Origin of the sequence: Herbidospora solisilvae (genome assembly GCF_009901565.1) — a bacterium.
Taxonomy (GTDB): domain Bacteria; phylum Actinomycetota; class Actinomycetes; order Streptosporangiales; family Streptosporangiaceae; genus Herbidospora; species Herbidospora solisilvae.
In genome coordinates this window covers 122,549-142,690 of sequence record NZ_WXEW01000011.1, presented here as the reverse complement: position 1 = coordinate 142,690, position 20,142 = coordinate 122,549, and the positions used below count along the sequence as shown (strand labels likewise).

General features: G+C 71.1%; 21 protein-coding genes. 12 read left to right on the top strand and 9 right to left on the bottom strand.

Annotation, left to right across the window (positions count from 1 at the left end; translation table 11 throughout):
- Positions 1–46 precede the first annotated feature (46 nt).
- Positions 47–1,150, top strand: coding sequence for a sensor histidine kinase (locus GT755_RS33365; protein WP_161483561.1), 1,104 nt, complete (start codon positions 47–49; stop codon positions 1,148–1,150).
- Entirely contained in the window at positions 1,147–1,830 is a 684-nt protein-coding gene (locus GT755_RS33360) for a response regulator (RefSeq protein ID WP_161483560.1), read from the top strand. Before GT755_RS33365 ends, GT755_RS33360 begins: the two co-directional genes overlap by 4 nt.
- On the opposite strand, the gene GT755_RS33355 is transcribed toward GT755_RS33360, so the two are convergent.
- A complete protein-coding gene (locus GT755_RS33355) occupies positions 1,806–2,642 on the bottom strand; it encodes an SDR family oxidoreductase (RefSeq protein WP_202610812.1) in 837 nt (278 codons plus the stop codon). The two genes, GT755_RS33360 and GT755_RS33355, sit on opposite strands and share 25 nt — an antisense overlap.
- Before the next feature lie 94 nt (positions 2,643–2,736).
- Between GT755_RS33355 and GT755_RS33350 the strand changes: the two genes are divergently transcribed.
- Both GT755_RS33350 and GT755_RS33345 read left to right on the top strand, forming a co-directional pair.
- Positions 2,737–3,189, top strand: a complete 453-nt coding sequence (locus GT755_RS33350) for a MarR family winged helix-turn-helix transcriptional regulator (RefSeq protein WP_161483559.1) — start codon at positions 2,737–2,739, stop codon at positions 3,187–3,189.
- 11 nt (positions 3,190–3,200) lie between these two features.
- Positions 3,201–4,967 (top strand): bifunctional metallophosphatase/5'-nucleotidase, encoded by a 1,767-nt coding sequence (locus GT755_RS33345; RefSeq protein WP_161483558.1) that lies wholly within the window; start codon positions 3,201–3,203, stop codon positions 4,965–4,967.
- Positions 4,968–4,989: 22 nt separating this feature from the next.
- Here the strand turns inward: GT755_RS33345 and GT755_RS33340 are convergent, their stop codons facing one another.
- Genes GT755_RS33340 through GT755_RS33330 form a run of 3 tightly spaced genes read right to left on the bottom strand, consistent with a single transcriptional unit; the run spans position 4,990 to position 6,973 of the window.
- Complete coding sequence (locus tag GT755_RS33340; protein WP_161483557.1) at positions 4,990–5,181, bottom strand: ferredoxin; 192 nt, start codon at positions 5,179–5,181, stop codon at positions 4,990–4,992.
- Entirely contained in the window at positions 5,178–5,762 is a 585-nt protein-coding gene (locus GT755_RS33335; RefSeq protein WP_161483556.1) for an acyl-CoA-like ligand-binding transcription factor, read from the bottom strand. The genes GT755_RS33340 and GT755_RS33335 overlap by 4 nt, the downstream gene beginning before the upstream one ends.
- Positions 5,759–6,973 carry a cytochrome P450 gene (locus tag GT755_RS33330; RefSeq protein WP_161483555.1) on the bottom strand — a complete coding sequence of 405 codons (1,215 nt, stop codon included), beginning with the start codon at positions 6,971–6,973 and terminating at the stop codon, positions 5,759–5,761. The genes GT755_RS33335 and GT755_RS33330 overlap by 4 nt, the downstream gene beginning before the upstream one ends.
- A gap of 160 nt (positions 6,974–7,133) precedes the next feature.
- Between GT755_RS33330 and GT755_RS33325 the strand changes: the two genes are divergently transcribed.
- The 6 genes from GT755_RS33325 to GT755_RS33310 all read left to right on the top strand — a co-directional run bounded on the left by GT755_RS33325 (position 7,134) and on the right by GT755_RS33310 (position 12,434).
- A complete protein-coding gene (locus GT755_RS33325; protein ID WP_202610811.1) occupies positions 7,134–8,381 on the top strand; it encodes an RICIN domain-containing protein in 1,248 nt (415 codons plus the stop codon).
- 46 nt (positions 8,382–8,427) lie between these two features.
- Complete coding sequence (locus GT755_RS33320; RefSeq protein WP_161483553.1) at positions 8,428–8,970, top strand: type 1 glutamine amidotransferase domain-containing protein; 543 nt, start codon at positions 8,428–8,430, stop codon at positions 8,968–8,970.
- 89 nt (positions 8,971–9,059) lie between these two features.
- Entirely contained in the window at positions 9,060–11,219 is a 2,160-nt protein-coding gene (locus tag GT755_RS33315; RefSeq protein WP_161483552.1) for a peptidase domain-containing ABC transporter, read from the top strand.
- Positions 11,220–11,250: 31 nt separating this feature from the next.
- On the top strand, positions 11,251–11,382 hold the full coding sequence (locus GT755_RS40810; RefSeq protein ID WP_268903607.1) for a hypothetical protein: 132 nt from the start codon (positions 11,251–11,253) through the stop codon (positions 11,380–11,382).
- Positions 11,383–11,534: 152 nt separating this feature from the next.
- On the top strand, positions 11,535–11,666 hold the full coding sequence (locus tag GT755_RS40805) for a hypothetical protein (protein WP_268903605.1): 132 nt from the start codon (positions 11,535–11,537) through the stop codon (positions 11,664–11,666).
- Positions 11,667–11,786: 120 nt separating this feature from the next.
- Positions 11,787–12,434, top strand: a complete 648-nt coding sequence (locus GT755_RS33310) for an HAD family hydrolase (protein ID WP_161483551.1) — start codon at positions 11,787–11,789, stop codon at positions 12,432–12,434.
- On the opposite strand, the gene GT755_RS33305 is transcribed toward GT755_RS33310, so the two are convergent.
- From GT755_RS33305 to GT755_RS33295, 3 genes are read right to left on the bottom strand one after another with little or no spacing between them, the layout of a single operon-like run.
- Entirely contained in the window at positions 12,431–13,408 is a 978-nt protein-coding gene (locus GT755_RS33305) for a TolB-like translocation protein (protein WP_161483550.1), read from the bottom strand. The genes GT755_RS33310 and GT755_RS33305 overlap by 4 nt on opposite strands.
- The gene (locus tag GT755_RS33300; protein WP_161483549.1) at positions 13,395–13,877 is read right to left on the bottom strand and encodes a SigE family RNA polymerase sigma factor; all 483 of its coding nucleotides are present in this window, start codon (positions 13,875–13,877) and stop codon (positions 13,395–13,397) included. Before GT755_RS33300 ends, GT755_RS33305 begins: the two co-directional genes overlap by 14 nt.
- 4 nt (positions 13,878–13,881) lie before the next feature.
- Complete coding sequence (locus GT755_RS33295) at positions 13,882–16,560, bottom strand: FAD-binding and (Fe-S)-binding domain-containing protein (RefSeq protein ID WP_161483548.1); 2,679 nt, start codon at positions 16,558–16,560, stop codon at positions 13,882–13,884.
- 59 nt (positions 16,561–16,619) lie between these two features.
- On the opposite strand from GT755_RS33295, the gene GT755_RS33290 reads away from it, so the two are divergent.
- Together GT755_RS33290 and lysA are read left to right on the top strand one after the other, a co-directional pair.
- Positions 16,620–17,000 carry a VOC family protein gene (locus GT755_RS33290; RefSeq protein WP_161483547.1) on the top strand — a complete coding sequence of 127 codons (381 nt, stop codon included), beginning with the start codon at positions 16,620–16,622 and terminating at the stop codon, positions 16,998–17,000.
- Positions 17,001–17,063: 63 nt separating this feature from the next.
- Positions 17,064–18,266 (top strand): diaminopimelate decarboxylase, encoded by a 1,203-nt coding sequence (lysA, locus tag GT755_RS33285; RefSeq protein ID WP_161483546.1) that lies wholly within the window; start codon positions 17,064–17,066, stop codon positions 18,264–18,266.
- Positions 18,267–18,304: 38 nt separating this feature from the next.
- Here the strand turns inward: lysA and GT755_RS38865 are convergent, their stop codons facing one another.
- Positions 18,305–19,531 carry a hypothetical protein gene (locus GT755_RS38865; protein ID WP_202610810.1) on the bottom strand — a complete coding sequence of 409 codons (1,227 nt, stop codon included), beginning with the start codon at positions 19,529–19,531 and terminating at the stop codon, positions 18,305–18,307.
- Between the two features lie 101 nt (positions 19,532–19,632).
- Positions 19,633–20,058 (bottom strand): hypothetical protein, encoded by a 426-nt coding sequence (locus tag GT755_RS33275; RefSeq protein WP_161483545.1) that lies wholly within the window; start codon positions 20,056–20,058, stop codon positions 19,633–19,635.
- Positions 20,059–20,142: the final 84 nt, after the last annotated feature.

Genomic DNA, 20,142 nt, shown 5'->3' with positions numbered 1-20,142 from the left:
CGCCCGCAGGAGTCGCCACCGGCGGCGACCGGGTTAGGGTGCGCGCATGGACACACGGCGGGCCGCGGTGGTCGACGGGGCGATCGCCGTCTGCGTCGCGACGGCGCTGCTCCTCACCGGGTTGCCGGAGCAGGACGCGGCCGGTGTCGGCTACGTCCCGCTGGTGGCGGGCGGGCTCGCGCTGGTCGCGCGCCGCCGCGCGCCCGTCGCCGTGCTGGTCGCCACGGGGGTGTGCGCGGTCGGCTACCAGGCGGCGGGTTTCGACGTGCCGGCCGTCGCCTTCCTGTTCGCCGTGTACGCCGCCGTCCGGGCCGGGCACCGCGTCGTCACCGTCGTCGCCAGTGTGCTGATGCTGGCCGCGCTCCCCCTCGCGGCCCTGGCCTCGGGGCTCCACGACACGGGCGAGGCCTTCGCCCAGGCAAGGGGCGCGCTCGAACTGGCCTGGCTGGTCGCGGCCGGAGCCGCGGGTGAGGCGTTGCGGCAGGCCGAGCGGCGGGCCGACGAGGCGGAACGCACCCGGGAGGAGACGGCGCGGCGGCGGGCCGACCAGGAACGGCTGCACATCGCGCGGGAGTTGCACGACTCGCTCACCCACCAGATCTCGGTCATCAAGCTCCAGGCCGAAGTGGCCGTGCACGTCGCGCGCAAACGCGGGGAGCCGGTGCCCGAGGCACTGCTGGTGATCCGGGACGCCGGTCGTGAGGCGGCACGGGAACTGCGCGCGACTCTGGAGGCGCTGCGCGACGACGGTAAGAGTCCGCCGCGCGGGCTCGACGACGTACCGGAACTGGTGGAACGCGCACGCACGACGGGCCTGGACGCGCGGCTGACGATCGAGGGGAGGCGGGCCGACGTGCCGGCGGCGGTGGGGCGGACGGCCTACCGGATCGTCCAGGAGTCGCTGACCAACGTCGCCCGGCACGCCGCCGCGGCGACCGCGTCGGTGCGCATCGACTACCGGCCCGGGGCCCTGGTCATCCAGGTCGACGACGACGGCCGGGCGACGCCCGGCGCCGCGCCGGTGCACGGGGTCGGGCTGCTCGGCATGCGGGAGCGGGTGAACGCGCTCGGCGGGCGGCTGCGGGCCGAGCCGCGGGGCGGCGGGGGTTTCACCGTCGAGGCCGAGCTTCCCGTGGACGAGACGTCGTGATCCGGGTGCTGCTGGTCGACGACCAGCCGCTGCTGCGCGGCGGGTTCCGGGCGCTGCTCGACCTGGAAGACGACATCGAGGTCGTCGGCGAGGCCGGTGACGGGCTGGCCGGGCTCGCTCTGACCAGGGAGTTCGTGCCCGACATCGTGCTGATCGACATTCAGATGCCGGTTTTGGACGGCATCGAGGCGACGCGGCGCATCGCCGCCGACCCCGCCCTGGCGGGGGTGCACGTCGTGATCCTGACCAACTACGGCTTCGACGAGCACGTGTTCGCCGCGTTGCGCGCCGGGGCGGCCGGGTTCCTCGTCAAGGACATCGTGCCGGAGGACTTCCTGCACGCCGTACGGGTGGCCGCCCGGGGCGACGCGCTGCTGGCCCCCTCGATCACCAGAAAGCTGATCGACAACTACGTCACCCAGCCGCTCCCGGCCGGAGGGTCCGACGCGCTGGCGGAGCTGACCAACCGGGAACGCGAGGCAGTCGTGCTGGTCGCGCGGGGCCTGTCGAACGACCAGATCGCCGAGCGCATGGCGATCAGCCCGATGACCGCCAAGACCCACGTCAACCGGGCCATGACCAAGCTGCGCGCCCGCGACCGCGCCCAGCTCGTGATCCTCGCCTACGAGTCGGGGCTGGTCGCCCCCCGCGGGTCTCAGCCGCCGATCCGGTCGGCGTAGTCGCGGGCGAACTCGGCGAAGGTGCGGCCCGGCCGTCCGGTCACGGCGGTGAACGTGGGCGTGGTGAAGTCGCCCCAGCCCGCGTCGTAGGCCTTGAGGTATTCGGTGGTGACGGCCGCGTCCCACTCCTTCATCCCGGCGTCCAGCAGCACCGGGTAGGCGTCGTCGGGGCTGACCGGCCGGTAGTCGAGCGGGCCGCCGGACACCTCGGCCAGCGTGCCGGTCACGTCGCGCAGCCGGAGCGACTCCGGCCCGGTGAGGGTGTAGGTCTGCCCGTGATGCGGCGCGGGGTCGCGCAGGACCGTGGCGGCGAAGTCGGCGATGTCGCGCACGTCGATCATGCCGACCCGGCCCTCGCCCGGCGCCCCGTAGAAGGTGCCGCCGTTGACCGAGCCGAGAATGTTCTGCATGAAGTACGCCGGGCGGACGACCGTCCAGCCGAGGCCGGAGGCCGCGAGTTCGAGGTCCGACAGGGCGTGCAGCCGGCCGTTGCGGGTCGGGGCGTCGTGTCCCGCGCCGATGGCCGACATGCGGACGACGTGGCGAACCCCCGCCTGCCGGGCCGCCCACACCGCGTTGCTGCTCGCGTGGGTGGCGTCGGCTCCCATGGCGGTGAGCAGCCACACCTTGTCGACGCCCTTGAAGGCCGGTTCGAGCGTCTCGGGGTGGTGCAGATCGCCGACCGCCACCTCGACGCCGGCGGGCGCCCTGTCTCGGTCGCGCACCAGAACGCGCAGGTCATCGATGCCCTGAAGCGAGTTCAGCACCTCCCTGGAGACGGTGCCGGTGGCTCCGGTGATCAGAATGGTCATCGCGATCTCCCCCTGTGTCCCTGCGGATGTCGTCCCCGACAATATAGTAAGAAATAGTGACGGTCAAAATTAGTGACTAAATTGGAGGCCTGCGGTGCGACGGAGTGAGCGCAAGCGGCAGCGGCCCGACCTCGGGATCCTGGCCGGCCGCACGCTGTTCAGCCTGCAGAAGGAGCTGTTCACCCGCCTGTCCGCGATGGGCCACGCCGAGGTCAGGCCGCGGCACGGCGCGGTGCTGGCCTACCTCGACGCCGAGGGCAGCCGGGCCTCCGACCTGGCCGCGCAGTCGGGCCAGCACAAGCAGGTGATCGGCACCCTGGTCCACGAACTGGTGGCTCTGGGGTACGTCGAACGCCGCCCCGACCCCGCCGACCGCCGGGCCAAGCTCGTCGTGCCCACCGAGCTGGGCCTCGACCACATGGAGAAGTCGGACGCCGTCCTCGTCGAGATGGAGGCCGAGCACGCGCGCGCCGTCGGCGAGGAGGCGTACGCGGAGTTCAAGCGGGTCTTCCAGCTCGTCGCCGAACGCCAGACGGGCGTCCGGTAGCGTCCCGTGCCATGTCCTCCTTAACAGCACGGGCCCTCGGCGCGATCACCCTCGCCGCCGTGGCCCTCGCACCCGCCGTCCCGGCGAACGCCGAACGTGATCTCGAGGTCAAGGTCACGGTCATGGCCAGTTCCGACATCCACGGAAACGCCCTCAACTGGGACTACTTCAAGAACGCCGAATACGACGACAGCGCCCACAACGACGTCGGCCTGGCCAAGATCTCCACCCTGGTGAACCAGATCCGCGCGGACCGGGGCAAGGACCGGACCCTGCTCTTCGACTCCGGCGACACCATCCAGGGCACCCCGCTGGCCTACTACTACGCCAAAGTGGAACCGATCACCGAAACCCGGGAGACCCACCCGATCGCCAAGGCCATGAACGCCATCGGGTACGACGCCGTGACCCTCGGCAACCACGAGTTCAACTACGGCATCCCCCTGCTGGCCAGGTGGGTCAAGCAGATGAAAGCGCCGGTGCTGGCCGCCAACGCCGTCTCGGCGAAGGACGGCAAGCCCGCCTACGAGCCCTACATCATCAAGACGATGAAGGTCCGGGGCGTGGAGAGCCCGATCAAGGTCGGTGTGCTCGGGCTGACCAACCCCGGCAGCGCCATCTGGGACAAGGCCAACGTCGAGGGCCGGTTGAGGTTCCTCGACCTGGTCGAGACGGCCAGGAAGTATGTGCCGATCATGCGCGGCAAGGGGGCCGACGTCGTGCTCGTCACGGCCCACGCCGGTGACAACGGGCTGTCGTCCTACGGCACGGAGCTTCCGGTCGAGAACGCCTCGGCGATGGTCGCCGAGCAGGTGCCGGGCATCGACGCCGTCCTGTTCGGGCACGCCCACAACGACGTCCCGCAGCGCTTCGTCACCAACAAGGTCACCGGCGAGCAGGTGCTGCTGACCGAGCCGGGGCGCTGGGGGCAGCGCCTGTCGGTCGTCGACTTCACCCTCACCAAGAAGCGGAGAGCGTGGGAGGTCACCGCGAAGGCCTCGACCACGCTGAACGCCAACACGGTCCCCGAGGACCCGAAGATCGTCGAACTGATGAAGGAACAGCACGACACGACGGTCGGCTACGTCAACCAGGTCGTCGCGCAGTCGAAGGAGCAACTGGCGGCGGTGGAGTCCCCCTACAAGGACACCCCGATCCTCGACTACATCCAGAAGGTCCAGACCGACGTCGTCACCCAGGCCATCGCGGGCACACCCGACGCGGCGCTGCCCGTGTTGTCGATCGCGGCGCCGTTCAGCCGGAGCGCGGTGTTCCCGGCCGGGCCGGTGAGCGTGCGCGACATGGCGGGCCTGTACGTCTACGACAACACCCTGCTCGGCATCAGGATGACCGGCGCCCAGGTGAAGGACTTCCTGGAGTACTCCGCCAAGTACTTCGCGCAGGTCGCTCCCGGGGCACCGATCGACCTGGGCACGCTGACCAACGCCGGCGGCACGCCCGACTACAACTACGACCAGCTCGCGGGCGTCGACTACGACGTCGACATCTCGCAGCCGGTCGGGTCGCGCATCGTCGGCCTGAGCCATGACGGCAGCCCGGTCACCCCCGACCAGCAGTTCGTGGTGGCGATCAACAACTACCGCCAGTCGGGCGGCGGCGGCTTCCCGCACGTCACCACGGCCCCCGTGGTCTACAACGGGCAGGTGGAGATCCGCCAGGCGCTGATCGACGCGGCGACGGCGTCGGGCACGATCGACCCGGCCGCGTTCGCCGACGTCAACTGGAGGCTGGTGCGCGCGGGCGTGCCCGTGTTCTAGACCCGTGTTCTAGACCCGTCTTCTAGGACAGGCTGATCGCCGAGCACGGGCAGTGGTCGGCGGCGTCCTCGACGGCGTCGTGCAGCTCTTCGGCCGGTTCGGGCTGGAGGAGCAGCACGGTGCCGTCGTCGTCGTTCTGGTCGAACACCTCGGGGGCGATCAGCACGCACTGCCCCGACGAGCAGCACCGCTCCACGTCCACGGTGACGATCACGGCAGTCTCCTTTCCAGGCCGGCGGCCAGCAGGCCGATGACCTCTTCGGTCTGTTCACGTAGGGCGGCGTGGTCGGCGGGCCGGTCGAGCCACCTCTCCAGAACCACCCGCATGGCCGTCAGCGCCGTGGCCGCGCACACCGCCGGATAGAGGTCGTCGGGCGAGAGCCCGAGCCGGTCGGCGATGGCCTCGGCCAGGGCCTTCTCGCGGGTGGCGTAGACGGCCAGGCGCTGCGGCAGCAGCGACGGGGCCCGGACGATCAGCCGCAGCGCGTCGGCGTCGCTGCCGGCGATCACGCGCGCGACCGCCTCCCGCAGGGCGTGTAAGACGGGCTCCTCGCGGGGGCGGTCGCGGAACTCGCCGATCAGCGCGTCGGCCTCGGCGGCCACGGCCGCGACCATCGCCTCCTCCTTGCTGGAGAAGTAGTTGAAGAAGGTGCGCACCGCGATGTCGGTCTCGGCGGCGATCTGCTCCACGGTCACGTGTTCCACGCCGTGGCGCAGGGCCAGCCGCAGGGCCGCCTCCCGCAGGGCGGCCCTGGTCGCCAGCTTCTTGCGCTCCCGCCGACCGACCGCGGTCATGACCAGGTCACCGGCAGCGAGTGCACGCCGAAGACGAGCATCTCCTCACGCAGCGGCACCTGCTCGGCCGGTACGGCCAGGCGCAGGTCCGGCAGTCTCGTGATCAGCTCGCCGAGGCCCACCTTCATCTCGACCCGGGCGAGCTGCTGGCCGAGGCACTGGTGGATGCCGTGGCCGAAGGCCAGGTGGGAGACGCGCGGGCGGCCGAGGTCGAGGCGGTCGGGGTCGTCCCAGTGGGCCGGGTCGCGGTTGGCCTCGGGCGTGGCGATGATCACGGTGGCGCCGGCCGGGACGGTCACCTCGCCTATCGCCAGGTCTTCGGTCGCGACCCGGCTGACCCCCATCTGGATGATCGACAGGAACCGCAGCAGCTCCTCGATCGCGGTGTCGAGCAGCGCCGGGTCCGCGCGCAGCCGGGCCAGCTCACCGGGGTGCTCCAGCAGCGCGAACGTGCCCAGCGCGAGCATGTTGGCGGTGGTCTCGTGGCCCGCGCCGAGCAGCACCAGCGCGACGTCGACGAGCTGGCGGTCGGGGAGGTCGAGCAGCCCCGACACCATGTCGTCGCCGGGCGCGGCCCGCTTCGCCGCGACCAGCTCCCCGATGTACGTGTAGAGCTCCAGCCCCGCCCGCGCCCGCTCGTCGGGGGAGGCAGCGGAGTTGAGCGCGACGGCGGTGTTGCGCTGGAACCGGTCGCGCTCGCCGTAGTCGACGCCGAGCAGCTCGCAGATGACCAGCGACGGGATCGGCAGCGCGTAGGCGGGCACCAGGTCGGCCTCGTTGCCGGCGGCCTTCATCGCCTCGATGTGGCCGACCGCGATCTCCCGGATGTGATCTTCCAGGGCGCGCATCCGCCGGACCGTGAACTGGCCGGTCAGCAGCTTGCGGAGCCGGGTGTGCTCGGGCGGGTCCATGAACACGAACATGCCGTCGTCGCGGGTCTCCACCTGCCGCGGCTCCGCGCCGGTGGCGGCGTCGGGGTGGCGGACCCGGTCGGAGCTGAAGCGGGTGTCGGCCAGCACCGCGCGGGCCTCCTCGATGCCGGTGACCAGCCACGCCTCGGCGCCGTTGACCAGTTCGAGCCGCTGGACCGGGCCCTGGCCGCGCCGCCCGGTCAGCCCGGCGGGCGGGTCGAACGGGCAGACGCCGCGCTCCACCAGCTCGGGGGGCAGCAGGCGGCGCAGTTCCGTCGGAGTCTGTGCTGCGGATGTCATGCCGCATGACCTACCCGGTCAAGTTGCACATTACGCATTCATGCATGACGTGCAATTTTCCAGATCATTGACAGGTGTGGTCATTTGTTAGGAAACTTTCTTAAGAAAAATGGCCCGCGGCGCCGGCGGCCACCCCCCACGGTTCAAGGCAGGTATCCCCGTGAAACGTCTCTTCGCCTCCTTATTCGGCCTCGTACTGATCGCCGTGCTCAGCCCGCCCGCGCAGGCCGCCCCGTTCAAGGTGCTCGCCTTCTACAACGGCACGTGGGACGCCGCCCACATCGACTTCACCAAGGACGCCAAGGAGTGGTTCCCGTCGGCCGCGGCCCAGAACGGGTTCACCTGGGAGGCGACGACCGACTGGTCACGGCTCAGCTCGTCGACGATCTCCCAGTACAAGGTCGTCATGTTCCTCGACGACGCCCCGCCGGCGAGTCAGCGCCAGGCGTTCCAGAACTACATGAACAACGGCGGGGCGTGGCTGGGCTTCCACGTCAGCGCCTTCACCACCGACCCCAACTCCTGGAGCTGGTACTACAACACCTTCCTCGGGTCGGGGGCGTTCGCCACGAACACCTGGGGCCCGACGGCCGAGACGTTGAAGATCGAGAACCGCGACCACCCGTCGACCGCGGGGCTGCCCGCCACGATCCAGTCGTCGGTCAGCGAGTGGTACTCGTGGAGCCGTGACCTGCGCCAGAACCCCGACATCAGCATCCTGGCCTCGATCGACGCCGGCAGCTTCCCGGTCGGCACCGACCCGAACCAGCAGTGGCGCAGCGGGTTCTACCCGATCATGTGGACGAACACGAAGTACAAGATGCTTTACACCAACTTCGGCCACAACGGCATGAACTACTCCACCAACACCCGCACCTCCTCGACCTTCGCCAGCGCCCAGCAGAACCAGTGGCTCATCCAGGGCATCCGCTGGCTGGCCGGCGAGGGCGGCACCACCCCGCCGCCCACCGGGCCGATCTCCCCCACGACCTGGTACACGGTCGTGAACGAGAACAGCGCCAAGTGCGTCGACGCCCGCGCGGCCGGCACGGTCAACGGCACCGCGATCCAGCAGTACACCTGCAACGGCACCGCCGCCCAGCGCTACCAGTTCACCCCGACCAGCGGCGGCTACTACCGGATCTCCGGCCAGGGCAACCCCGTCCAGGCCCTCGACGTGACCAACGTCTCGACCGCCGACAACGCCCCCATCCAGACCTGGACCTACGGCGGCGGCAACAACCAGCAGTGGCTCCCGGTCGCCGAGGGCGACGGCTACTACCACTTCGTGAACCGGAACAGCGGCAAGTGCCTGGACGTCCCGGCGGCCTCGACGGCCAACTCGGTGCAGCTGGTCCAGTACACCTGCAACGGCACGGCGGCCCAATCGTTCCGGTTGGCCGCGTAAAGACTGGGCAGGGGAAGAGTCCGCACCGCTCAGAGGGGAGACTGACATGCTCGAAGGCAAGACCATAGCCTTCCTCGCCGCACCGGCGGGCGTCGAGCAGGTGGAGCTCACCGAACCCTGGAAGGCGATCAAGGACGCCGGTGGGACGCCCAAGCTGATCTCCACGAAGGAAGGGGAGATCCAGGCGTTCGACCACCTCGACAAGGGAGACAAGTTCCCGATCGACGCCACCGTCGGCCAGGCCCAGGCGGCCGACTTCGACGGACTGGTGTTGCCCGGCGGGGTCGCCAACCCCGACTTCCTGCGGATGAATCCGAAGGCGGTCAGGTTCGTGCGCGAGTTCTTCGACATGGGCAAGCCGGTCGCGGCGATCTGCCACGCGCCGTGGACGTTGATCGAGGCCGACGTCGTCCGGGGCCGCACCATGACCTCGTGGCCGAGCCTCCAGACCGACCTGCGCAACGCCGGGGCGACCTGGCAGGACAAGGAGGTCGTGGTCTGCACCGAAGGCCCGTCGACCCTGGTCACCAGCCGCATGCCGGATGACCTGAAGGCCTTCTGCGAGGCCACGCTCGACGCCTTCGCCTGACCGATCCATCCCTGAGGACCCGGCGGGAACGCCGGGTCCTCAAATCATGGGCAAGTGAGGTCCAAGTCGGCGCTGTCACGATCCCGTGAGTGAACGTGAGAGTACCGGTCCGCCTCCAGTCGGGCCTGGCCGAATGCGGGGCCGCCTGCCTGGCCATGGTGCTGAGCCACCACGGCCGCCACACCGGGGTCCGCGAGGTGTCCGAGCAGTGCGGGGTCGGCCGCGACGGCCTCTCGGCACTCGCCATCGTCAAGGCGGCACGCGGCTACGGGCTCACCGCGACCGCCTACAAGGCCGAGACCGTCACCGACGCGCCCCTCCCGGCGGTCGCCCACTGGCGGCGCAACCACTTCGTGGTCGTCGAACGGCAGACCACCCGTCACGTCGACGTCGTCGACCCGGCGGCCGGCCGCCGCAGGCTCACCAGGGAGGAGTTCGCCGAGGGCTACTCGGGGGTGCTGCTCACCTTCACGCCGGGCGAGACGTTCCAGCGCCGGAAACGGACCAGGCGGACGTGGGTCGGCCCGCTCGCGAGGACCGCGCTGCAGAAGGGCCTCATCGCGCGCATCCTCCTGGCGTCGCTGCTGCTGCAGGTCCTCGGGCTCGGGGTGCAGACGTTCTCGGGCATCCTGGTCGACCGGGTGCTCCCCACACAGGACTCCTCGCTGCTGGTCTCCCTCGGCCTGGCGCTGGCGGCGGCGGCCGTCGTCCATCTCGGGCTGACCTACCTGCGCGCGGCGACCGTGCTCAAGCTGCGGCTGCGGGCCGACCGGCTGCTGACCTCGGAGGTGGTCGGACATCTGTTCCGGCTGCCCTACCGCTACTTCGCCACCCGGGGTTCCGGGGACCTGGCCCAGCGCAGCGCCAGCGTGAGCCGGTTGCGGCAGCTCATCTCCGGGCCGATCACGACGGCGCTGCTCGACGGGCCACTCGCGATCGGCTACGTGACGATCGTGTTGTCGGCGTCGGTGCCGCTGGGGCTCTGCCTGCTCGCGCTGGCGGCGGTCCAGGCCGTGCTGCTGCTCCTCACCCGGCGGCGGCGGGCCGACCTGAACCTGGCGGCGCTGTCGGCGCAGGTCCAGACGCAGGGGCAGCTCATGGAGGCCATCAAGGGGGTGGAGATCCTCAAGGCCGGGGCTATCGAGGACGCCGCGCTGAGCCGCTGGTCGCAGCTGTTCCTCGACCAGTTGAAGGCCGACGCGCGGCAGGGGCGGATGGAGAACCTGGTCACCTCGGTCCTCGACAGCATGCGGCTGGCCGCCCCGGCGGCGCTGCTCTGGACCGGCGGCTGGGAGGTGCTGGGCGGCCGGCCCCTCGGCCAGACGCTGACGCTGGTCGCCCTGGCCGGAGCGGCCCTGACGCCGATCCTGTCGCTGGTGGGCACGGTCCGCATCCTCCAGGAGGCGGGCACCCACCTCGAACGGCTGGCCGACATCCTGGAGTTCACCCCCGAGCCCTACGGCGAGGTCCAGGTCGGCCACCTGCGCGGGCAGATCGAGCTGCGCGACGTGTCGTTCCGGCACGCCCCGAACGGGCCGTGGATCCTGTGGAAGGTCTCGCTGACCATCGGACGCGGCCAGAAGATCGCCCTGGTCGGCGGGAGCGGCTCGGGCAAGAGCACCCTCGCGCGCATCATGGTCGGCCTGTACGAACCCACCTTCGGCACCGTCAGCTACGACTCGGTCCGGATGGAGGCCCTCCAGCGCTCCTCCCTGCGGCGCCACTTCGGGGTGGTCACCCAGGAGGCCCACCTGTTCACCGGCACCATCAGGGAGAACATCGCCCTCGGCCGGCCGGGGGCCACGCCGCAGGAGATCGTGCGGGCGGCGAAGACGGCCTGCGTACACGACGAGATCATGGCGATGCCCATGGGCTACGAGACCAACCTGTCGGAGGGCATGGGCCTGTCGGGCGGGCAGCGGCAGCGGCTGGCGCTGGCCAGGGCGGTGCTCGGACGGCCCAAGGTGCTGCTGTTCGACGAGGCCACCAGCCACCTCGACACCGTCACCGAGGCCGCCATCGAGCGCAACCTCGCCGCCCTCACCCAGACCCGCATCGTGATCGCCCACCGGCTCAGCACGGTCCGCGACGCCGACCTGATCGCCGTCATCGACGACGGCCGGGTCGTCGAGCAGGGCACCCACGACGAGCTGCTGAGACTGGGCGGCCATTATGCGCGCTTGGTGGCGCACCAAGAGAACACACCAATCAGCGCCAAGATCCCGCCAAGTGTGCCCTGCGACTCTTGATTCGCAAGGTTCACGAACGAAGGGGGTTGTCATGAACAACTTCGAGAACACCGCGAGCGAGCTCACCGAGACCGAGCTCGCCGACGTCACCGGCGGTCTGCCCTGGAACTACGACTGGGCGAACTACGACTGGCGCGACGCGGTGATCGAGGCGCTGCCGTAACCACGGGGTGAAGCGCGGGGCCGTCCTCTTGCGGGGGACGGCCCCGACTTGGATCCGGCTGGGAAATCGTTCTGACTCGCGCGCAAGTGATCGCCAAGTGTCCCCTGCGACCTTGGTATCGCAAGGTTCACGGAACGAAAGAGGGGGTTGTCATGAACAACTTCGAGAGCACCGCCCAGGAGCTCGCCGACACCGAGCTCGCCGACGTCACCGGCGGCATGTGGGCGAACTACGACTGGATGAACTACGACTGGCGCGACGCCGTGATCGACGCCCTGCCGTAACCAGGGGGTGGAAGGGGGCCGTCCCTGCTGTTGAGGCAGATTCACAACGCGAGCCACAGCCGGCCTTCGGCCGTCCGCGTCTCGCTCGGGCGGCCCCCTTCTCCATGTCAGGCTGTACGCATGATCGAAGCAGTCGTTTTCGACCTCGACGGAGTCGTCATCGACTCCGAGCCCGTCTGGGAAGAGGTCCGCCGGGGGGTCGTCGCCGAGTTCGGCGGCACCTGGATGCCGGACACCCAGAAGCGCCTGATGGGCATGAGCACCCCCGAGTGGGCCGACTACCTGACCGGCGAGCTCGGCGTCTGGCTCTCCCCGGACGAGACCGCGGCGACGGTGATCGAGCGCATGGCCGAGCGCTACCGCCACCACCTGCCCCTGCTCCCGCACGCCGCGGCGACCATGCGCGCCGTCGCCGACCAGTGGCCGGTCGGGGTGGCCAGCTCCTCCCCCGCCGTGCTGATCGACACGGTCCTGACCGCGCTCGACGTGGACGTCCGGGTGGCGATCTCCACCGAGACCATGAAGCGCGGCAAGCCCGCCCCCGACGTCTATCTCGCCGTCGTCGAGCGGCTCGGGGTCACGCCCGGCCGGTGTGTCGCGGTGGAGGACTCCAGCAACGGGCTGCGGTCGGCCGCGGCGGCCGGGCTGATCGTGGTCGCGGTGCCGCAGGAGGCCTACCCGCCCGACGACGACGCGCTGGCCGGGGCCGCGCTGGTGCTGACCGACCTGGCCGAGCTCACGCCCGAAACCGTGGCGCGGCTGGCCTAGTGGCGGGCCAGGCCGGGGATGACGACGCCCGCATCGTGCGGATATTCGCCGATGAGTCTCTCCTCGCCGCCGATCTCGTAGAGGCGCTGCGTCCGGTCGCCGGGCTCGACCACGACGTATCCGTTCGCGGTCGGGCCCACCGCGTAGCGGCCTTCCGGGATGCGCACGTAGGCGTCGGCCCGCCCATCGGGGCTGAACATCTGGATGACCGGCTCCTCACCGTATTCGAGCAGGTAGAGCTGATCGCCCCGGGACTGGATCCACAGTCCGTGGTCGTCGTCGGCGAGCGGGCCGGTCTTGGTGCGGAAGACCACCGGGCGCCCGCCGACGGTCAGGGTGAGCTCGTCGGTGACCTTCTGGGGCGGCTGGAGGATCAGGTCGCCGCCGCCGGTCAGGCCGACGATCTCGTTGCCCTCCGGCACGACCGGACGGGTCACCTGGCCGGTGCGCAGGTCGACGTCGAGGTAGTGGAAGACGTCGCCGTCCCGGTGGTTGGCCAGGATGATCCGGCTTGAGTCGGCCGCCCACACCCAGGGGCCGTAGACGCCGTTCGGTTCGGCGGGAAGCCGGAGGTCGGGGCCGCCGAGCAGGTCGCTCAGCAGGTAGCCACGTCCGTCGGGGACGCCGAGCCAGCGGCCGTCCGGCGAGATGGTGTAGTTGCCGGGCGGGTAGATCGTGTCGATCCCGATCTCGATGTCGCGGCCGTCGGTCAGCCGCAACATGGTCGAGCAGCCGGTGCGGCAGGCGGAGTAGAGCGAATGGGCCCGCGCGCTCGCATGCGGCGGTTTGTGGATGACGGGCGCCGGCTCGGGCTGGGGGCGGAGCCACGTGAACACGGCGATCACCACGGCCGCGACGGCCACGGCGCTCCAGCGGGCGGCCCGGCGGCGTCCGGCGGTGTCGATGGCCCGGTCGGGGTCGCCGTAGTCGCGCGCGTCCTCGGCGAGGTCGCGGTAGGCCTCACGCGGGTTCATGGATGCCAGCCTTTCTCAGCCGCTTCAGGGCGTCGTGCGTGTGCCGTTTGACCGTGCCGATCGAGCAGCCGAGCCGGGCGGCGATCTGCGCCTCGGGCAGGTCTTCGTAGAAGCGCAGGTAGAGGACGATGCGCTGTTTCGCGGTGAGGGTGGTCAGGGCGTGCCGGAGCACGATCTTCAGCTCGGTGTCGGGCGGGGGTGCGGCGGTGTCGGGGGGCTGGGAGGTGGGGAAGAAGACCAGGCGGCGGGGGCGGTGCCAGGTCCGTAACTGGTTGATCATCATCGTCTTCAGGTATGCCTCGGGGTCGTCGGCGGCCGAGATCCGCCGCCACTTGGCCGCCGCCTTGGCCAGGGTCTCCTGCATGAGGTCCTCGGCCTTGGCGTGGTCGCCCGTGAGCAGGTAGGCGGCACGCGACAGCGCGCGGCCGCGTACGGCCACGAACTTCCGGAATCCCTCCGCGTCATGCATCGCCCTAAGGACTTCGCGGGGGGCCGGAAGGTTGAGACGCCAGGAACTCCGCCAGGTGCACGGCGTGGATGCCGAGGCCGTGCTCGATCTGGGTGCGGCAGCTGAAGCCGTCGGCGAGCACCCGGGCTCCCGAAGCAGCGCGGAGGGCGGGGAAGAGGGCCTGTTCGGCGACGGCCGTCGAGACGGCGTGGTGGCCGGGCTCGAAGCCGAAGTTCCCGGCCAGGCCGCAGCAGCCCGCGTCGAGCTGGGTGACGTCGGCGCCGGTCCTGAGCAGGACGCGCAGGTCGGCGTCGGCGCCCATGATCGCGTGCTGGTGGCAGTGGGGCTGGCTGACGACCCGGCCGGAGAGGCGGGGCGGGTCGACGTCGTGGTCGTCGAGGAGTTCGGCCAGGGTCCTCACGCGGTGGGCCAGCCGTCTGACGTCGGGGTCGCCGGGGAGGAGCTCGGGGGCGTCGGACCGGAGGACGGCCGTACAGGAGGGTTCGAGGCCGACGAACGGGACGCCCGCGTCGAGGTCGTCGCGGAGCACCCGCGCGGTCCTGCGCAGCACGTGCCGGGCCACGCCGAGCTGGCCGGTGGTGATCCAGGTGAGACCGCAGCAGACGGGGGCGCGCGGGACGCGTACCGAGAAACCGGCTCTTGAGAGGACCCGGGTGGCGGCGACCGCGACGCGCGGGGTGAAGTTGTCGGTGAAGGTGTCGGGGAGCAGCAGGACCTCGGGGCCGCGTTTCGGGGCCCGGAAGGTGTCGCTGAAGCGGACCCGGGCCGGGCGCGGGAGCGGGCGTTCGGTCGTGAGGCCGGGGACCCGGGGCACTCGCAGCAGCAGGGGGAAGCGCGCCCAGAGCGGGAGCCAGCCGAGGGCGTAGTGGGAGAAGGGGCGGATCCGGCCCTTGTAGTGGTGGTGCAGGAACTCGGCCTTGTAGGTGGCCATGTCGACGTGGACGGGGCAGTCGGAGCGGCAGCCCTTGCAGGCCAGGCAGAGGTCGAGGGCGTTCCTGACCTCCTCCGACCGCCAGCCGCCGGTGATCACCTCGCCCCGGAGCATCTCGGACAGGAGCCTGGCCCTGCCCCGGGTCGAGTGGTGCTCGTCGCGGGTGACGCGGTAGCTCGGGCACATCACGCCGCCGGTGTCGCGGCGGCACTCGCCGACCCCGGCGCACAGGCTCGTCTCGGCGGCGAAGCCGTCGCGGAAGGCGAAGACCGTCCGCACGTCGGGCGGGCGGGTCGTGAGGTGGTCGTCGAGCCGGTCGGGGTCGATCAGGCGGCCGGGGTTCATCCGGTTCCGGGGGTCGAAGAGCCGCTTGAGCCGCACGAACGCCGTCATGACCTCGTCGCCGAACATCTTCGGCCACAACTCGCCCCTGGCCAGGCCGTCGCCGTGCTCGCCGGAGAACGAGCCGCCGTAGGAGACGACCAGGTCGGCGGCCTCCTCGACGAAGGCGCGGTAGTCGGCGCGGCGGAACGGCATCCGGGTGTGCACGCAGCCGTGGCCGAAGTGGCCGTAGAGGGACGACTCGCCGTAGCCGTGGTCCTCCTGGAGGCGTCTCAGGTCGCGGAGGTACTCGCCGAGGCGGTCGGGCGGCACGGCGGAGTCCTCCCAGCCGGGCCAGGCGTCGCCCGCCGTCGCGCCGACGGCCGCCTCGCGGATGGCGGCGACGGAGGTGACGTCGTTCGTGATGACCGGCCGGACGCCCAGGTCGGCGGCCATGGCGCGGGCCAGCGCGGCGGCCTCCTCCGGGGTGTCGGCGCCGAACTGGACGACCAGCCAGCCGCCGCCCTTGGGGAGCCGGTCGATGGCGGCCAGGTTGAGACGGCGGGCACGTTCGTAGCCGATGAGGCGGTCGTCCATGCCCTCCAGGGCCAGCGGGTCGTAGGGCACGATCGACGGTGCGGCGTCGGCGGCCTCGAAGACGTCGCGGAATCCCAGGATCGCCGCCGCCCCCGCCCTCGGCCGGGGCACCATCCGCAGGCGGGCGCGCAGGACGGTGATCAGGGTCGACTCCGAGCCGACCAGGGCCCTGGCGAGGTTGCGGCCGTTCTCGGGGAGGAGCGCGTCGAGGCCGTAGCCGGACACCCGGCGCGGGATCTTCGGAAACCGGGCCCTGATGGCGTTCTCGTGGTCGGCGGCGATGGCGTCGACGGCGGTGCGCAGCGTCCCGGGCGCGGCGGAGGTCCAGAAACGGGCGCCCTCGTAGGTGAGGACCTCCAGGTCGAGGACGTTGTCGGAGGTCTTCCCGTAGGCCTGCGCGGTCGCGCCGCAGGCGTCGTTGCCGATCATGCCGCCGATGGTGCAGTGGTTGTGGGTGGCCGGTCTCGGGCCGAACATCACGCCGTCGCCGGTGAGGTCGTCGAGGACCGTGCCCGGTTCGGTGACCACGGTGCCGTCGCCCTCGTTCCGGAACCGGGTGCAGTACTTCGACCAGTCGACGACCACGGCGGTGTTGCAGCACTGCCCGGCCAGGCTGGTGCCGCCGCCGCGCGACAGGACCGGCACGTCGTGGTCGGCGCAGATCTCGACCGTGAGGGCGGCGTCCTCGACCGATCTCGGGACGACCACCCCGATCGGCGTCTCGCGATAGTTCGAGGCGTCGGTCGAATAGGCCGCCCTGGTCCCCCGGTCGAATCGGACCTCGCCGTCGACGTGGGCGCGCAGCGCGTCGCGGAGGCGGTCGAAGAGCGCCATACGCACGCCCCTTGCCGGGCCGGGGTAGGTCCATACGACTTTCCGGGCAAAGGTACGCCATGACAGTGATTCCGACCATTCGCTATCACGACGCCGACAAGGCCCTGGCGTGGCTGACCTCCGTCCTGGGCTTCACCTCGCCCGAGGTCTACCGCTCCGACGACGGCGTGATCGTGCACGCCCGGCTCAGCCGGGGGAACGGCATGGTCATGCTGGGCTCCGTCGGGCACGGGCTCGACGTGGTGACCGGGCCCGCGAGCACGTATGTCGTCGTCGACGACCTGGAGATCGACGCCCTGTACGAGATCGCGAAGGCCGCCGGCGTCGAGGTGATCCGGGAACTCCGGTCGGAGGACTACGGCGGGCGGGGATACACGATCCGCGACCCCGAAGGGCACGTGTGGAGCGTGGGCAGTTACGACCCCGTCAATACGGCGTAGGGAATACGCGAGAACGACATATAGATCCCTATTTCTGGCTATTTGGGTGCTTAGTGTCGTTTTATGGATTTGGCTGATATCGCTCGTCGATTCGGAACCCCCGCGTACGTCGTGGACGAGGACGCCGTCCGGGCCCGCTGCCGTGGATACCTCGCCGCGCTGCCGTCGATGACGGTGGCCTACGCAGGGAAGGCGTTCCTCACGCAGGCCATGGCGTCGTGGGTGGCCGAAGAAGGGCTCTCCCTGGACGTCTGCTCCGGCGGAGAGCTCACACTCGCCCGGTCGGTCGGGTTCCCGGCGTCCCGGATCATCTTCCACGGCAACGCCAAGACCCCCGCCGAGCTGCGTGAGGCCGTCGGGGTCGGGCGCGTCGTCATCGACAACATCGCCGAGATCCACCGGCTGGCGGCGCTGGTGCCCCTCGGCCTGCGACAGGACGTCTACCTGCGGGTCACGCCCGGCGTCGAGGCCGGCGGGCACGCGGCGATCCGCACCGGCTCGGAGAGGCAGAAGTTCGGCATCCCGCCGGCCGAGCTCCCCGACGCGGTCGCGCGGGTGCTGAGCCAGCCCGAGTTGCGGCTGGCCGGGCTGCACTGCCACATCGGATCCCAGATCACCTCGGTCGCGCCGTTCGAGACGGCGGCCCGGATCATGGTCGACCAGCTCGCCATGGTCCAGGAGCGGTTCGCCACCACGCTGCCCGAGCTCGACCTCGGGGGCGGGCACGGCGTCGCCTACCTCGACGACGAACACGGCCTCGACCTGGGACACTTCGGGGCGGCGGTGCCGAAGACGGTGGCCGAACGGTGCCGGGAGCTGCGGGTGCCCGAACCGAGACTGGTGGTCGAGCCCGGACGGGCCATCGTGGCCGCCGCCGGGGTGACCCTCTACCGGGTGATCTCGGTCAAGCGGCAGGGCGGCCGGACCTTCGTCGCGGTCGACGGCGGGATGAGCGACAACCCCCGGCCCGCCCTCTATGGGGCGCGTTATTCGATCTCGGTGCCCGGACGCTCCGGGGGGCCGGTGACGATCGTGGGGCGGCACTGCGAAGCCGGCGACGTGCTCGCCGAGGACGTGCCCGCCGGGGACGCCCGGCCCGGGGACCTGGTGGTCGTGCGGGTGACCGGGGCCTACCACCATGCGATGGGGTCGTCGTACAACCTGACGTGCCGCCCTCCGGTGGTCGCCGTGCGGGGCGGGGCGGCACGGTTGATCGTGCGGCGCGAGGAGCCCGCCGACCTGATGCGGCGCGACGTCGGCCGCTGACGCCGTCCCGCAGGATTCGCGGGACGGCGTTCCACTGCTCAGAGGGCGGTGACGCAAACGGTCCTGGGAACCAGCACCAGCGGGACGAGGCCGCCGTTGAGCACGGTCACGTCCCATGAGGAACCCGACGGGCTCGGTCCCGCGGTGACCACCGGCTGGCCGACGGGCTCCAGCGAGTAGCCGCCGCCGACGGCACGCTTGCCGAGCGGGCAGACCGCCTGACCGGCACACTCGGTGCCGGGCGCGCAGGTGACGGAAGAACCGTTGACGATCTCGTAGCCGGAGACCCCGGCGAGCCCCGGCGCCCCGGCCGGACCGGTCGCGCCCAGCGGCCCCATCGGACCCGGGACACCGGGGAACCCGGGCGGCCCGGGAGGCCCGGGGGGCCCCATCGGGCCACGCGGACCACGCGGCCCCTTGCAACACGGATGCGCACCGGCGGATGCCCGCTGCGCCTCGTCCTTGACCTCGGCGGCCGGCTCGGCGGCGGCACCGGCGACCAGCGCCTCACCCTGAGCCGAAGCAGCCTGCACCGGAGCGGCCTGCGCGGCGGCCGGAGCCACGGCAGCGGCCTTGGCTGTGCCCGAGGCGGCGGACTTGGCGTCCGGGGTGTCGACGGTCGCCAGCGGAGTAGCGCCCCTCGCGGCCAGCGCGGCCTTGATCGCGGCGGCGGCGCGCATCTCGGCCAGCTTCCGCATCATCTCGTTCCGCTTCGCGGCGGCCTGCCGCAGCATCTCGGCCCGCTTCGCGGCGGCCTGCCGCAGCATCTCGGCCCGCTTCGCGGCGGCCTGCCGCAGCATGTCGGCCCGCTTGGCGGCGACCTTCTCGACCATCGCGATCTGAGCGGCGACGGCCTGAGCCGAAGCGGCAGCCGAAACCAAAGCCGGAGCCTGAGCGGCAGGCTTGGCCGGAACCGCAGGTTGAGCGGCAGGCTTGGCCAGAGCGGCCGAGGCGATGAGGGCCGAAGCCGCGGCCGGTGCAGCCGGTGCGGCTTGCTTGGCGGGAGCCGCCGGGGCGGGGTCGTCGCGTTTCGTGGCCGGGGTCGCCAGGAGGGCGGTGGCCTTCTTGGCGGCGTCGGCGGCGGGCTGCTTGGCCGACTTCTCGGCGCCCGCCGCGCCGGGGACGGGCTGCGCGGCCGGGACCGGCTGGATGGGTGGGTCGATGGGGTTGACCCGGGCCGAGGCGGCCGCCCCGGAGAAGGTCACCAGGGCGGCGGCGAGTACACCCGTCAGCCCCAGGCTCCATTTGCTGGCACGCGTATGCATATCACTTCCATACGAGTAGTCCTGAACGACCGAACACCATTGAGGTGCCCGGCCGGAAAATACCCGCATGGATTCTGACGTCAGCCCCGGCCAACGCTAATTCAGGACAAAGTCTTATGGTGCACGAATCGGCCTATACGCCGATATTCAGTGACGATCGGCACCCGAACCGCACCGGAGGGAACCCGCGCGGAAGCCCGCAGCGGCATCGGCAGCCGCATCGCCGCGCCCACCAGCCCGGCCCCGGTCAGCAGCGCCAGCCGCGACCAGTCGGCCGTCGTGAACGTCAACTCGCCGAGCCTGTTCACCAGGAATCCCGTGGTCAGGAACCACCCGATCGCCCCGGCCGCCCCCGCCGCCACCGGACGCCGCATGATCAGCCCGATCAACGCCGTCAGCCCGGCCATCGCCGCGACCCGCTCCGACACCTCCGGTACGGCCACGGCCACCACGACCACCGCCCCGACCGCCATCACAGCGGCGCCCGGAATGAGCAACTCCAATGACGTGGCGTGCCGAGAAACCATTTCCCGCCCCCTTCCGCTCATATCCAACAAGCGCAAGGGACCGTGACCGGCCGTATTGATGCCATTCCTACGCCGCCTTGACGC